The 13,493-nt window shown below is 62.6% G+C and carries 14 protein-coding genes; 9 read left to right on the top strand and 5 right to left on the bottom strand.

Annotated features, from left to right (window positions below; translation table 11 throughout):
- Window positions 1–88: 88 nt before the first annotated feature.
- The 7 genes from NMG80_RS27690 (at window position 89) to NMG80_RS27660 (ending at window position 6,780) form a co-directional block, all read left to right on the top strand.
- The gene (locus tag NMG80_RS27690) at window positions 89–1,255 is read left to right on the top strand and encodes a D-alanyl-D-alanine carboxypeptidase family protein (protein WP_254021046.1); all 1,167 of its coding nucleotides are present in this window, start codon (window positions 89–91) and stop codon (window positions 1,253–1,255) included.
- A gap of 64 nt (window positions 1,256–1,319) precedes the next feature.
- Window positions 1,320–1,991: a dTMP kinase gene (gene tmk, locus NMG80_RS27685; RefSeq protein ID WP_254021045.1), complete on the top strand. Its 672-nt coding sequence runs from the start codon at window positions 1,320–1,322 to the stop codon at window positions 1,989–1,991.
- Window positions 1,988–3,043 carry a DNA polymerase III subunit delta' gene (locus tag NMG80_RS27680; RefSeq protein ID WP_254021044.1) on the top strand — a complete coding sequence of 352 codons (1,056 nt, stop codon included), beginning with the start codon at window positions 1,988–1,990 and terminating at the stop codon, window positions 3,041–3,043. The genes tmk and NMG80_RS27680 overlap by 4 nt, the downstream gene beginning before the upstream one ends.
- Window positions 3,044–3,124: 81 nt before the next feature.
- Window positions 3,125–4,678: a methionine--tRNA ligase gene (gene metG / locus NMG80_RS27675; RefSeq protein WP_254021149.1), complete on the top strand. Its 1,554-nt coding sequence runs from the start codon at window positions 3,125–3,127 to the stop codon at window positions 4,676–4,678.
- On the top strand, window positions 4,678–5,472 hold the full coding sequence (locus NMG80_RS27670) for a TatD family hydrolase (protein WP_254021043.1): 795 nt from the start codon (window positions 4,678–4,680) through the stop codon (window positions 5,470–5,472). Before metG ends, NMG80_RS27670 begins: the two co-directional genes overlap by 1 nt.
- A 3-nt stretch (window positions 5,473–5,475) precedes the next feature.
- On the top strand, window positions 5,476–6,294 hold the full coding sequence (locus NMG80_RS27665) for an MBL fold metallo-hydrolase (RefSeq protein WP_254021042.1): 819 nt from the start codon (window positions 5,476–5,478) through the stop codon (window positions 6,292–6,294).
- Between the two features lie 15 nt (window positions 6,295–6,309).
- Entirely contained in the window at window positions 6,310–6,780 is a 471-nt protein-coding gene (locus NMG80_RS27660) for a YbaK/EbsC family protein (RefSeq protein ID WP_254021041.1), read from the top strand.
- 56 nt (window positions 6,781–6,836) lie between these two features.
- Here NMG80_RS27660 and NMG80_RS27655 read toward each other — a convergent pair whose 3' ends face one another.
- A complete protein-coding gene (locus tag NMG80_RS27655) occupies window positions 6,837–7,490 on the bottom strand; it encodes a TetR/AcrR family transcriptional regulator (RefSeq protein WP_254021040.1) in 654 nt (217 codons plus the stop codon).
- A 243-nt stretch (window positions 7,491–7,733) separates the two neighbouring features.
- Here NMG80_RS27655 and NMG80_RS27650 point away from each other — a divergent pair, with 243 nt between their 5' ends.
- On the top strand, window positions 7,734–8,681 hold the full coding sequence (locus tag NMG80_RS27650) for a homocysteine S-methyltransferase family protein (RefSeq protein ID WP_254021039.1): 948 nt from the start codon (window positions 7,734–7,736) through the stop codon (window positions 8,679–8,681).
- 488 nt (window positions 8,682–9,169) lie between these two features.
- Here the strand turns inward: NMG80_RS27650 and NMG80_RS27640 are convergent, their stop codons facing one another.
- The 4 genes from NMG80_RS27640 to NMG80_RS27625 all read right to left on the bottom strand — a co-directional run bounded on the left by NMG80_RS27640 (window position 9,170) and on the right by NMG80_RS27625 (window position 11,899).
- The gene (locus NMG80_RS27640) at window positions 9,170–9,736 is read right to left on the bottom strand and encodes a DUF2076 domain-containing protein (RefSeq protein WP_254021038.1); all 567 of its coding nucleotides are present in this window, start codon (window positions 9,734–9,736) and stop codon (window positions 9,170–9,172) included.
- A gap of 124 nt (window positions 9,737–9,860) precedes the next feature.
- Window positions 9,861–10,577, bottom strand: a complete 717-nt coding sequence (locus NMG80_RS27635; RefSeq protein WP_029352369.1) for a Bax inhibitor-1/YccA family protein — start codon at window positions 10,575–10,577, stop codon at window positions 9,861–9,863.
- Window positions 10,578–10,598: 21 nt separating this feature from the next.
- Window positions 10,599–11,372, bottom strand: coding sequence for an anti-sigma factor family protein (locus NMG80_RS27630; RefSeq protein ID WP_254021148.1), 774 nt, complete (start codon window positions 11,370–11,372; stop codon window positions 10,599–10,601).
- 8 nt (window positions 11,373–11,380) lie between these two features.
- The gene (locus NMG80_RS27625; protein WP_254021037.1) at window positions 11,381–11,899 is read right to left on the bottom strand and encodes a sigma-70 family RNA polymerase sigma factor; all 519 of its coding nucleotides are present in this window, start codon (window positions 11,897–11,899) and stop codon (window positions 11,381–11,383) included.
- A 326-nt stretch (window positions 11,900–12,225) separates the two neighbouring features.
- On the opposite strand from NMG80_RS27625, the gene NMG80_RS27620 reads away from it, so the two are divergent.
- Entirely contained in the window at window positions 12,226–13,392 is a 1,167-nt protein-coding gene (locus NMG80_RS27620; RefSeq protein ID WP_254021036.1) for an OpgC family protein, read from the top strand.
- Window positions 13,393–13,493 lie beyond the last annotated feature (101 nt).

The raw sequence follows: 13,493 nt of genomic DNA, 5'->3' as shown, positions 1-13,493 counted from the left end.
TGCCCAGTTGTCGATCGCGCGGTTGATCGGCCGGGACAAAGCCTGATAGAGCTTGCGCAGAACTACCGGCTGACAGGTCGAACTTCTCATGAAATTTCGCTTCGCCGCGCCTCTCGCCGGGCTTCTGGGTTTTGTTCTCCTGCTGCTTTCGCTGGTGCCGGCCGGAGCGCAGCTTTTCGAGACCAAGGCTGCGCAGGCCTTCATGATCGATGCCGAAACCGGAACAGTGCTGTTTTCCAAGGATGCCGACAGGCCGATTCAGCCGGCGTCGCTGGCCAAGCTGATGACGATGGAGGTGGTGTTCCACACCATCAAATCGGCGCGCGTGACGCTCGACGATACATTCGTGGTGAGTGAGAACGCATGGCGCACCGGCGGCGCGCCATCCGGCACGTCGACAATGTTTGCCCAGCTCAAGTCGACGATCCGGCTTGCGGACCTGATCCAGGGCGTGACGGTCCAGGCAGCCAATGACGGCTGCATCATCATCGCCGAAGGTTTTGCCGGATCGGAGGCGAATTTCGCGACTGAGATGACTGAGCGGGCAAGGCAGATTGGCCTCAAGAAATCGACATTCGTCAATGCAACCGGTCTGCCGGCCGACGGTCAACAAGCGACGGTTCGAGAGCTAGCGCTCCTTGCCCTGCATATCTGGCGCGCGTACCCGGACCTTTATCGCTACTACGGCCAGAAGGACTTCACCTGGAACAAGATCACCCAGAGGAACCGCAACCCGCTGCTGGCGATGGATATCGGCGCCGACGGCCTGGCGATCGGCAGGAGCGATGCATCCGGCTTCGGCATCGTCGGCTCGGTCAGCCATGGTGGCAGGCGGGTCATTGCGGCGATGAGCGGTCTGGCAAGCGATCGCGAGCGCGCCGAGGAAGCGCGAAAACTGCTCGATTGGGGCCTTCGTTCCTTCGAGAAAACCGAGATTTTCGCCAAGGACGAAGTGGTCGGCGAGGCCCAGGTTTTCGGCGGTGCGAAATCCGGCGTGGCGCTGAAGGCAAAAGCGCCCGTGGTCATCTTCCTGCCGATCGCCAACCGCGACAGACTGACCGCCAGGATCGTCTATGAGGGACCGGTTGCAGCCCCCGTGGAGGAGGGACAACCGGTGGGTGCGCTGCGGGTCTGGATCGGTGATACGCTGAGCCAGGAGACGCCGCTTTTCGCCGCCGAGCCGGTTGGCGTCGGCTCGCTGCCGCGACGCGCGCTCGATGCCGCCAAGGAACTGGCGGTCGGCTGGCTGCGTTAGCAGCCGCGGCGTGGACCTTTTCTCAAGTCAGGACTATTACGGTCCCGCAGCATGGATAAAGGCTTTGGTGAGCGGATTCTTCATCACCTTCGAAGGCGGAGAAGGGGCAGGCAAGTCGACGCAGATCGAGCGGCTGGCCAGCAAGATGCGCGCCAAGAAATACGATGTCCTTGTCACGCGCGAGCCGGGCGGCTCGCCAGGCGCCGAGGCGGTCCGGCATGTCCTTCTTTCCGGCGCTGCCGAGCCATTCGGTCCCAGGATGGAGGCGCTGCTGTTCGCCGCTGCCCGTTCCGACCATGTCGAGCAGGTCATCCGGCCGGCGGTCGAGCGCGGCTCGATCGTGCTTTGTGATCGCTTCATGGACTCCTCGCGCGTCTACCAGGGCGTCACCGGCGGCCTCGATCCAGCCTTCATGGGCGCGCTGGAGAAGGTCGCCATCAACGGCATGGTGCCCGACATGACGCTGATCTTCGATATCGACCCGGCCGAAGGACTGCGGCGCGCCACCGCACGCCGGGGCACCGATGCCGGCGCCGACCGCTTCGAAAAGGAAACGCTCGATATCCACCAGCGCCGCCGCCAAGCCTTTCTGGCAATCGCCGCGGCAGAACCCGAGCGCTGCATCGTCATCGACGCGTCCGCCGACCCCGACACGGTGGAGAATGTCGTCTCCGGCGCCGTGTTCGCAGCGCTGGAGACGATGACGCCGAGGCACAGGAAGCAGGCGCCGGGATGATTTTCGAACGGATCGCACCAGAACAGCACGACACACTTGACGGCGTACCGGAGCCATCCGAGACGCCGCGCCTGGTCGGACATGACCAGGCCGCGAACATGCTGGCGTCAGCCTATCGCTCCGGGAAGCTGCCGCATGCGCTGATCTTTGTCGGGCCGGTCGGCATCGGCAAGGCGACGCTCGCCTTTCATCTGGCGCATCATCTGTTGAAGCATCCGGCGTCCGAACAGGCGCCGGAGGTCCTTGCCGTTCCCGATCCGGCGTCATCGCTGTTTCGCCAGATCGCCACCGGCGCGCATCCTTCGGTGCTGCATCTGACCCGCCCGCCGAACGACAAGACCAAGAGCTTTAAGACGGTCGTCACCGTCGACGAGATCCGCAGAGTCAGCCGTTTCCTGTCGCTGACCTCGCATGACGGCAGCTACCGGGTGGTGATCGTCGACCCGGCCGACGACATGAATACCAATGCGGCTAACGCCTTGTTGAAGAGTCTTGAAGAACCACCTGCACGCACCTTGTTCATCCTCATCGTCCATGCGCCGGGCAGCCTGTTGCCGACGATCCGCTCTCGCTGCCAGATGGTGCGGCTCACGCCGCTCGATGCCGAGAGCCTGATGACGGTCCTGGAGAGCGTCGAACCCCCGCCACCGGACGATCCCGCGGCGCGCGCGGCACTGGCCAAGCGGGCAGGGGGCAGCGCGCGCACCGCAATCCTGTTGACGCAGTATGGCGGGCTGGAAATCGCCGAGACGCTCGACGCGCTGGCGACAGCGGGAAAGAGCGATGTTGTCGGCGCCTATCGCCTGGCGGAGGCGGTGGCCGGGCGCGACCGGGCGATCCAGTTCGATATCTTCAACCGCCGTGCGCTCGACCTGCTCTCGACCGGCGCAAGCCAGGCCGCGCTGGCGGGCGATCTGGCGCGGGCCAAAACGCTGTCGGATACTTGGCACGAGGCTTTGAACGCTATATCTGAAACCGACACCTACAATCTCGACAAGAAGCAGCATGCCTTGACCATGATCGACCGCCTGAATTCTGCAATGCGAATGTGACGGCCCATCGGGATGGCAATCGCCGTTTCGATGCGATATCTCACCGGCATCTTTCATTCAGACATTCATGACGGCTCATCCATGGCACGCGAAAAATACTACCTCACGACGCCGATTTTCTATCCGAACGGCAAGCCGCATATCGGTCATGCCTACAATGTCATCGCCAGCGACACGCTGGCCCGCTTTCAGCGGCTCGACGGCAAGGACGTCTTCTTCGTCTCGGGAACCGACGAGCACGGTTTGAAGATGCAGCAGACGGCGGACGCCGAAGGCCTGACGCCGAAAGCGCTTGCCGATCGCAATTCGGCGATCTTCCGCTCGATGCTTGAAGCGACCGGCTGTTCGAATGATGTTTTCATCCGCACCACCGAGGAGCGCCACTACAAGGCCTGCCAGGCGATCTGGACACGCATGGCGGAAAATGGCGACATTTACCTCGACCGCTATAGCGGCTGGTACTCGGTGCGGCAGGAAGCCTATTTCGACGAGGCCGAAACCAAGGTCGGCGACGACGGCGTGCGTCGCGAACCGCTCGGCTCGCCCGTCGAGTGGACCGAGGAAGAGAGCTATTTCTTCCGCCTTTCCGCCTATCAGGACAGGTTGCTCGCGCTCTATGAGAGCAGCCCCGAATTTGTTGGACCGGCGGAACGGCGCAACGAAATCGTCAGCTTCGTCAAATCCGGGCTGAAGGACCTGTCGATCTCGCGCACCACCTTCAAATGGGGCGTGCCGGTGCCGGGCGACGACAAGCATGTGATGTATGTCTGGGTCGATGCACTGACCAACTACATCACGGCTGCCGGTTATCCGGATGCGGCCGATGACAGATGGTCCTTCTGGCCGGCGAACGTCCACGTCATCGGCAAGGACATCGTCCGCTTCCATGCCGTCTACTGGCCGGCCTTCCTGCTGTCGGCAGGGATCGACCTGCCGAAGCGCGTATTCGCGCATGGCTTTCTGTTCAACCGCGGCGAGAAAATGTCGAAGTCGGTCGGCAATGTCGTCGATCCGTTTGCGATGATCGAGCATTACGGTCTCGATCAGGTACGCTATTTCTTCATGCGCGAGGTGCCGTTCGGCCAGGACGGCAGCTACAGCCACGAGGCCATCGTCAACCGCACCAATGCCGACCTCGCCAACGGTCTTGGCAATCTGGCGCAGCGCTCGCTGTCGATGATCGCCAAGAACTGCGGCGGCGTGGTGCCGAAACGCAGCGATCTGGCGGAGTCCGACAGGGCGATCCTCGACCAGGCGGTGGAGGCGCTTGCTACTGCACGCAAGGTGATGGCGGAGCAGGGCATCCACCTGGCGCTGGCGGCGATCTTCGGCGTTGTGGCGGAGGCCGATCGCTACTTCGCCTCGCAGGAACCCTGGGCGCTCAGAAAGACCGATCCGGCGCGCATGGAAACGGTGCTGTGGACGACCGCGGAAGTCGTCCGACGCGTGGCGCTGCTGTGCCAGCCCTTCATTCCGGGATCGGCCGCCAAGCTGCTCGACCTGCTGGCTGTGCCAGAGGACAGCCGCGATTTCGTGCATGTCCACGCGGACTATGCGCTGGTATCAGGGGTTGCTTTGCCCGCGCCGGAGGGCGTGTTCCCGCGTTACGTCGAGCAGCCGGACGCTGACATCTGATGTTGGTCGACAGTCACTGCCATCTTGACTTTCCGGACTTCGCAGAGGAGCGGGCGGCCATCGTCTTCCGCGCTTTGGCCGCTGGAATCGGCCGCATGGTGACGATCTCGACGCGTGTGAAAAGGTTCCAGCAAGTGCTTGAGATTGCTAGGTCTTTTGACGAAGTCTACTGCTCGGTTGGCACCCATCCGCACAATGCCGCCGAGGAGCTGGACGTGACTGTCGAGGCGCTTGTCCGGCTGTCCGCTCATCCCAAAGTGGTGGCGATCGGCGAGGCCGGGCTCGACTATTTCTACGATCATGCGCCGCGCGATGCGCAGGCGCAGGGTTTTCGCACGCACATCGCCGCAGCGCGCGAGACGGGCCTGCCACTGGTCATCCATGCGCGCGATGCCGACAGCGACATGGCCGATATACTCGAGGACGAAACAGGGAAGGGCGCCTTCCCCTTCGTCCTGCACTGTTTTTCGTCAGGGCGCAGGCTGGCCGAGATCGGCGTGGGGCTCGGCGGCTATGTTTCCTTTTCCGGCATCGTAACTTTCAAGAATTCGGCCGAACTGCGCGCCATCGCCGCCGATGTGCCACATGACCGCCTGCTGGTCGAAACCGACGCGCCATACCTCGCGCCGATACCGTTTCGCGGCAAGCGCAACGAGCCTGCCTATGTCGCGCATACGGCCAAGGTGCTGGCCGAAACGATTGGCGTCAGCGAAGGCGAAATCGCCGCCGTCACCACCGACAATTTCTTCCGGCTGTTCAGCAAGATGCCGCGCCCGGCCGCGCCGAGCGCCTGACGCATGAGCGACCGGCTGCGCCTCACCATTCTCGGCTGCGGCTCTTCGCCGGGCACGCCGCGCATCACCGGCGACTGGGGCAATTGCGATCCGGCCAATCCGAGGAACCGGCGCATGCGCAACGCAGCGCTCATCGAGCGGATCGCGGCAAACGGCGACAGGACCACAGTCGTCATCGACACCGGACCGGATTTCCGCGCGCAGATGCTGCTGGCAGCGGTCAGGCGCATCGATGCGGTCGTCTATACGCATCCGCATGCCGACCATATCCACGGCATCGACGATTTGCGCGGCTTCGTGCTCGAGCAGCATCACCGGATCGACATCCATGCCGACCAGCCCACCATGCTGCGGTTGCGGCAGGCGTTCGCCTACTGTTTCGAGACACCGTCAGGCAGTTCCTATCCGCCCATCGTCGAGCCCCATATCATCGACCATGCCAGGCCGGTCGTGATCGAAGGCGAGGGGGGTACCCTCGCCCTCGAGCCGCTGCCGCAGATCCATGGCGACATCATATCGCTTGGTTTTCGCATCGGCGGCCTCGCCTATTGCCCCGATGTCAGTGATTTCCCCGAGGCCACGGCCGAACGGCTGCGCGACCTGGACGTGCTGGTCATCGACGCGCTGCAATACAGGACACATCCGAACCATCTGTCGCTCGGCCAGGCACTCGGCTGGATCGAAAAACTTGCGCCGAAAAAGGCCGTTCTGACGCACATGCATGTGCCGCTCGACTACGCTGCGGTGATGGCCGAGACGCCGGCGGACGTCGAGCCGGCCTATGACGGCATGACGATCGAAATCCCTTATGAATCTGCATGATAGGTTCGGTTCTTCATGGCTGGAAGCATTGATCGTGTGACCAGGGCAGCGGCCGATGCCGGCCTCGACATCGAAATCACGCGCATGGGTGCCTCGACACGCACCGCCGAGGAAGCCGCCGCGCAATGCGGCTGCACGGTCGCTCAGATCGTCAAATCCTTGGTGTTCCAGGGAGAAACCAGCGGAAAGCTGTTTCTCTTCCTGGTTTCCGGCTCCAATCAGCTGGATCTGGCCAGGGCTGCCGCACTGACCGGCGAGCCGCTGAAGCGCGCCGACCCGCGGCAGATCCGCGACGAAACCGGCTTTGCCATCGGCGGCGTGGCGCCGATCGGCCATCTGATTGCGATCCCGGCGTTCGCCGACGAAACGCTGCTCGGTTTCGATCGCGTTTGGGCTGCGGCCGGCGCGCACGACGCGGTGTTCGCCGCCGAGCCACACGCAATGGTCAGGGCAGCGCAGGCTGTCGTGGTGACGCTGGCAGTCTGAGTCGAGCACGCTGATCGCAAGCCTCGGGGCTGCAGCGAGCGCCGCCCGGCGCACTCCTATTCGGCGGCGATGGCGGTGGGCGGCAGCATGATTTCGGGCGCCGCCGGCGCGAACAACATCTTTACAAAGCTGCGGAAGGCGAGGATCTGGCGCTCTAACACGCGGGGGTCGCCGAGCCCCCGCGACATGATGATGCCGCCATCGATCACACAAGAGAACATGATGGCCACGTCTTCGAGGTCCATGCCTTTGCGGGCAGGATAGACGGCCGCGATCTCGTTCAGCGCATCGCTAAACCGCCCGTTCCAGGAGCGGACGGCGGTGGTGGCGATGTCGCGAACGCTGCGGTCGAAGAGGCGCTCCTGATAGGTGAACGTCGCGATCAGGCAGCCGGGGTGGCCGTTCGGCAGGTCGCCCATCAGCTCGGCAAGCAGCTTGAGCGTGATCAGGAACGACTGCAACGGATCATCGGACAATTGCCGGCCGCGGTGAAACACATCATCGAAGATGCGGTCGTTCTCCTCGACGTAGCGCAGCATCAAAGCGCGGGCGAGTTCGTTCTTATCCTTGAAATGATAGAAGAAGCCGCTCTTGGTGATGCCGGCTTCGGCGATCACCTCCTCGATGGAAGTCGCGCCGAACCCCTTGGCGAGCACCGAGGTCTCGGCGATCTCCAGAATGCGTTCGCGCGTTTCCGCACCCTTGCGCATGACCGAATGCCCTCAAATCTACTGTACCGGCGGTATGGTTTTCACACCCGCCAACATCGGCACCGATAGCAATACGACCAGCCCAGCGCGGCTATCCGTCTGCAATTGCTGCGGTTTCCGCTTCGTTGGAGTACCGGACCACAAGCCTTCTACCGCACCGGCGGCACGTGCTGCTAAAACCTGGCTATTGCGAACCGGTCGCCACCAGGGCGGCACGGTGTCATCTTACCACTGGAGACAAACATGGCCAAGTACCGCCAGAATCTGCCGCAACTCGCCAACAGAACATTCCTGAGCGATGGCGGCATGGAAACGACTTTCATCTTTCACGAAGGCCTCGAGCTTCCGCATTTTGCTTCATTCACGCTGATGGCAACGCCTGAAGGCCGGCAGAAGCTGAGGGAATATTACGTCCGTTATCTGACCATTGCGTGCAAAAATGGGACCGGCTTCATCCTCGACACGCCGACGTGGCGGGCCAACCCGGATTGGGGAACCTTGCTCGGCTACGGGCCGGAAGCGTTGCGGGTCGTCAACGAGAGCTCGATCGAGCTTCTTCTGGACCTGCGCAAGGAGTTCGAGACCGCCGAAACGCCCTGCGTCATCAGCGGCGCGATCGGGCCGCGCGGCGACGGCTACAAAGCCGGCAAGATGGACGCCAACGAGGCGGAAGCCTATCACGCGGCGCAGATCGAGAGTTTCGCGCGGACCGAGGCCGACATGGTTGCGGCCTATACGCTCACCAATTTCCACGAGGCAATCGGTGTGGCGCGGGCGGCCAAGGCGCATGAGATCCCCTGCATGATCTCGTTCACCGTGGAGACGGACGGGAAGCTGGTCACCGGCATGGCGCTCGGCGAGGCGATCGACAGGGTCGACGACGCGACAGACGGTGCGCCAGCCTACTATATGATCAACTGCGCCCATCCGACGCATTTCATGCAGGCGCTGAACAAGGGCGAGCGCTGGCTCGATCGCGTCTATGGCGTGAAGGCGAACGCTTCAGCCAAAAGCCATGCCGAACTGGATGAATCGGAAACGCTCGACGCGGGCGACCCGGACGATCTCGGGCGGCGCTACAGCAGGCTGACAGCCTCGTTTCCGACGATGCGCATCCTGGGCGGCTGCTGCGGCACCGACCACCGGCACATCGCGGCGATCTGCGAGGCCTGCGTGCCGCAGGCGGCGTAGGAACCTGTCCCAGGAGACGCCACGCTACCAACCGCAGTTCTGCTGGTCCAAGGAAATAAGGAACTGTGGTTGGGCCGAAAAGCACGCAATCAAAACCGCATCTCGGTTCCATAATCTATCTTATGCAACATCATCAGATGGGTGAAATCTCAGCGCGAGCCGACCAAAGACTCTCTGATTTTTGCGTCGACTGGCTTAGCGTAGGATAATGACTGCCTCGCCTCCATTTCTCGGCTTTCCCGATCGCCACGCCAATGGCCGCATGCCCCGTGGGGTGATCTTCGGAGCCGGTCACGGCAGCACCTATCCCGGCTCTGAGTGTGACCTAATGACCGTCTGAAAGGCGCCGCACCCTGCCCTTCGCTATGGTTGTTGCCGGGGCTATCAAAGCCAACGCCCGGAAATGCCGAGCAGCGTTTGCTATGACACCGTAGACTCTCGGGAAGCCGATTTTCTGTCAAACCGGCCTCCGCGCTTGCCGCTCCTTGTCAGAAGTCAACATCGCCGAAATCGCCGCCGCCATCGGAGCCGGCATCGCTTGCCTGGTCGGCAGCGGCTTCGTCTGGCTGTGACGCCGCCGGCTCGGTTGCCTGCGCTTCGCTTCCGCCAAACATGCCTGCGATCGCGTTGCCGAGAAGCACGCCGCCGGCCACGCCCATCGCAGTTTGCGCGGCTCCTGCGAGAAAACCGCCGCCTGCCCTCTGCCGATCATCGCCCGAAAGCGGCTCCTGCGGCGCAGCGGCAGCGGTGCGCCCGACCCGCGGGACCGAACCCGAGCGCCTGGCGCCGCTGCTGCCAAAGAGGCCGCCAAGCAATCCGCCGCCGGCAGACTGCTGTGCCTGTTGTTCCAGTTCTTCGATGCGGGACTGTGCCGCGTTCAGCGCCTGTTCCTGCACAACGATCGTCTGCGCCATGTAGTATGGCGCACCGGGCTGCCGGGCAATCTGATCGCTGATGAACCGTTCCGCTTCGGCGTCGCGCGGCGGCGTCTGCCGCTCGACATTCGCAAGTTTCTCGAAAAGATTGCCGATCGCCTGCTGGTCGTTCCTGTCCATGGGAAGCAACTCCGATATCCAGGCGCGCCGTGTTTCGAGCGATTTTCGCGACGCGCTTCAAAGTCTCTGCTTATGCATGTCGCCGCGCCAAACCGTTGCCGCGACATGCATGGATTTGGCGCGGCTATTCGCGCTCGCCGGTGAAGTTCAACAGCAGCTGGAAGATGTTGATGAAGTTCAGATAGAGCGAGAATGCACCGAAGACGGCGAGCTTCTGCTGCGATTCCGCACCGAAATTTTCCGCAAACTGCTCCTTGATCGTCTGGGTATCCCAGGCGGTGAGACCGATGAACACGGCGATGCCGATCACCGAGATGGCGAACTGGAGCGCGGTCGAGCCGAGGAAGATGTTGACGATGCTGGCGATCACCACGCCGATCAGACCCATGATAAGGAAGGACGAGAACTGGGTCAGGTCGCGTTTGGTCGTGTAGCCGTAAAGGCTGGTCGCGCCGAACATGGTGGCGGCGATGAAAAAGGTGCGCGCGATGCTGGTCCCGGTGAACACCAGGAACACGGAAGCCAGCGACAGGCCCATGACCGCACAGAATGCCCAGAACATCGCCTGAGCGCCGGCGGCGGACATCGTCTGTATCCGGAACGAGAACAAAAGCACGAAGGCGAGCGGCGCCAGCATCACCACCCACTTCAACGGGCTGGAAAAGATCGGCACGTAGAGGGCTGGCGTGGAAGCCACCACGAAGGCGATCACGCCGGTAACGACGAGGCCAACTCCCATGTAGTTGTAGACACGCAGCATGTGCTGGCGCAGGCCTTCGTCATAGACGGCGCCGGTTTGGGCTCCGACGCCGGTGCGGTATCCTAGATTGGGGGTGTTCATGCGGGTTCTCCTTTGTGAAGGTCAGTAAAGCGTGTTGGCGAGCGTTTCTGCGGTGCGATCGAGATCGCGGACACCGCTTCGGGCGACGACTGCGTAGGCAACTTCGCCGATCTGGAAATAGGCCGAGGAAATTTCGCCCGACGGGGCGACGGTCGGCTGGACCACGTCGAACGTTCCGGGCCTGATCGCGAACAGCGAGACCAGTCCCAGGTCTCTTGTTTCGACCGCCATCTCGACGCTCGGGCCGAACTGCGACGGATAGATCTGGACGTCACGGACCTTCCAGTCCTTCGGCAGCGACGGCATGACGATTGCCGTGGCAGCGCGGATTTCGTCCGCATCGTAATCCGGCGCTTCCGGCTGGGATGACATGGCCTCGCGTATGATCGTCGTCCTGTGTGCCCGGATCGCCTCCTCCAGATAGACCGGCGGCTGGGTCGAGGCGACGACTTTCGTCACGGATATCGGCCCGACGATCCCGTTAGCCAACCAGCCCGCAGCCACCAAGACTGCAACCGCCGCAGCCCGCTGCAACATGCGCAACGCGCGCCCTCGAGCCAGTCCCCTTTCCAGCCGCCGTGCCGCATCAGCCGTCGCCGGCCGCGCCATGCCCTTGCATCCGGCAAGCGCCACGCGCAGTTCGTCGCGCGTCCTGAGGTCGGACATCACGCGGGCGGCAGCCTCGGGACGGGCGGAAAGAAACGCCTCGACCTCGATGCGGCGGGCAACGTCCAGCTGGTCGTCGACATAGGCGTCGAGGTCGGCATCGGTCACCGGGTCGCGCAGTTCGCTCATCATGGACATCACGGGCCTCCCACGATCTTGAGGTGGCTTTTCGCACGTGCCGGCAATTTGTCCTCCATCTCGCGGAGCGCTGCGCGCGCCCTGCCGATGCGCGACATCAGCGTACCCAGCGGTACGCCGCTGGCCTCGGCCGCCTGGCTGTAGCTAAGTCCCTCGATGGCGACGAGATGCAGCGCCGAACGCTGCTCATCCGGCAATTTGAAAAAAGCTTCGCGCACCTGTGCCAGGCGGACGGAATGCTCCTGGGGTGCCTGCATGCTGGCGTCGGCAAGATATCCGGCCTGCTCGACGCGCACCGCTTCGGATTTGCGGGACCGCAAGCCGTCAATGAAAGCGTTGTGGACGATCGACAGCAGCCATGCGCGCAGATTTCCGCCGGGTCGAAAGGTGCCGCGCCGCTCATAGGCACGCACCAGCGCGTCATGCACCAGATCCTCTGCTTCTGCGCTGTCGCGCGTCAGCGAACGCGCGTAGCGCCGCAGAGAACCAAGCTGTCCTATGATATCGAAGCGTGGCATCGACCCTCTCATGTCCTGTTTACGGAGCATGGCAGGGTTTTAATCCCGCTCTTTGAGTTTTTTGCGATCCGGGAAGGTCAGGCATCGCCGTACAACGCCACCGCGATCGAGCAGCTCTCCCCCCAGCCGACACAATTCGCCGCGCTGTTTTAGCGCCACCGGGAATTCGATGTTTACACGTGAATTAATTTGTGACGCGGAAAATTGCGAAGGTGTCATCATTTTCGGGGCACTTGCGAGTTATAGGCGGGAAACATTCACCGCCGAATCTTCCCATCGCCGACGGCCCTTTGGGCCCGCTTTGTTCAACGAATTATCGACCCGACATGACAAGCCCCGACATGACAGGCAATGTGCCAGCCCAGCGGGATACCCGCATCGATGTCTTCCGCGCGCTAGCGCTGCTGACGATCTTCGTCAACCACGTGCCGGGGACGATCTTCGAGTATGTCACGCACAAGAATTTCGGCTTTTCCGATTCGGCCGAAGCCTTCGTGCTGATTTCGGGGATTGCCGTTGGGCTCGCCTACGGACTGAAGTTCCAGCCGGGGAACCGGTTGCTCATCACCCTGAAGGCCTGGCGGCGTGCCGGTGTCCTCTATGTCACCCACGTCATGACCACTGTCGCGACGCTGGCGATCTTCTCGGCGGCTGCATTGCATTTCTCGCGGCCCGATCTTTTGAAGCTGATCAACATCCAGATGATCATCGAGGACACGCCGGAAGCGCTGCTCGGCATCGCGGCGCTCGGGCATCAGATCGGCTATAACAACATTCTTTCCATGTATGCCGTCGTACTTCTGATGATGCCGCTTTTCCTCTGGATTGGCACTTTCAGCCTGCGCCTGATGCTCGCTGCGTCCGCTCTTCTCTGGCTCGTCGCGGGTATTTTCCAGATCGCGCCTTCGAATTTTCCCGGCGATGGCTTCTGGTTCCTGAACCCGCTCTCCTGGCAGTTCCTTTTCGTCATCGGCATCGCCGGCATGCTGCATATCAAGCGCGGCGGCGAAATCCGCTTCAACTGGATGATGGCGAGCGCGGCCGTCCTGTATCTGGTCGGCGCGCTGATTTGGGTGCGGCTGCCGCTGTGGGGCATCGAGACGGCCTCCGGCCTGCCTACCGTGCTGACCGGCTTCGACAAGACATTCCTGTCGCTGTCGCGCCTCATGCACATTCTGGCGATCGCCTATCTGACCGTGGCAATCCCGGCGCTTTCCAACCTGGCGAAGACGAGGCCCGGACACCCGCTCGCGGTTCTCGGCAAGCATTCGCTGCCGGTCTTCGTCGCGGGAACGATCCTCGCCATGATCGCGCAGGTGATGAAAGTCGTCAGCCCGGGCGGCCTCCTCTACGACTCGATCCTGATCTCGGCAGGCATCGCGCTGCAGTTCGGTTTCGCCTATTACCTTGAATGGTTGCCGCGGATCGGTTGGGGCGGCAAGAAGCAGCAATCTGGAGCCGCCTTGCCGTCTGCTGCTCTCAAACCGGCATGATAGAACGGCGCGACGCGCCCTGCGATCAAGGCCCTCCCCGGGTGCGAGCTTCCTCCAGGCCAGGCCAAGGATTTCTGTGTCCAGTCGCCCGGTTGGCGGTT

It is taken from the genome of Mesorhizobium escarrei (assembly GCF_935825525.1).
Classification (GTDB): Bacteria; Pseudomonadota; Alphaproteobacteria; order Rhizobiales; family Rhizobiaceae; genus Mesorhizobium; species Mesorhizobium escarrei.
Note: the sequence above shows the minus strand (reverse complement) of the source record. Positions and strands in the feature narration are given on the sequence as shown.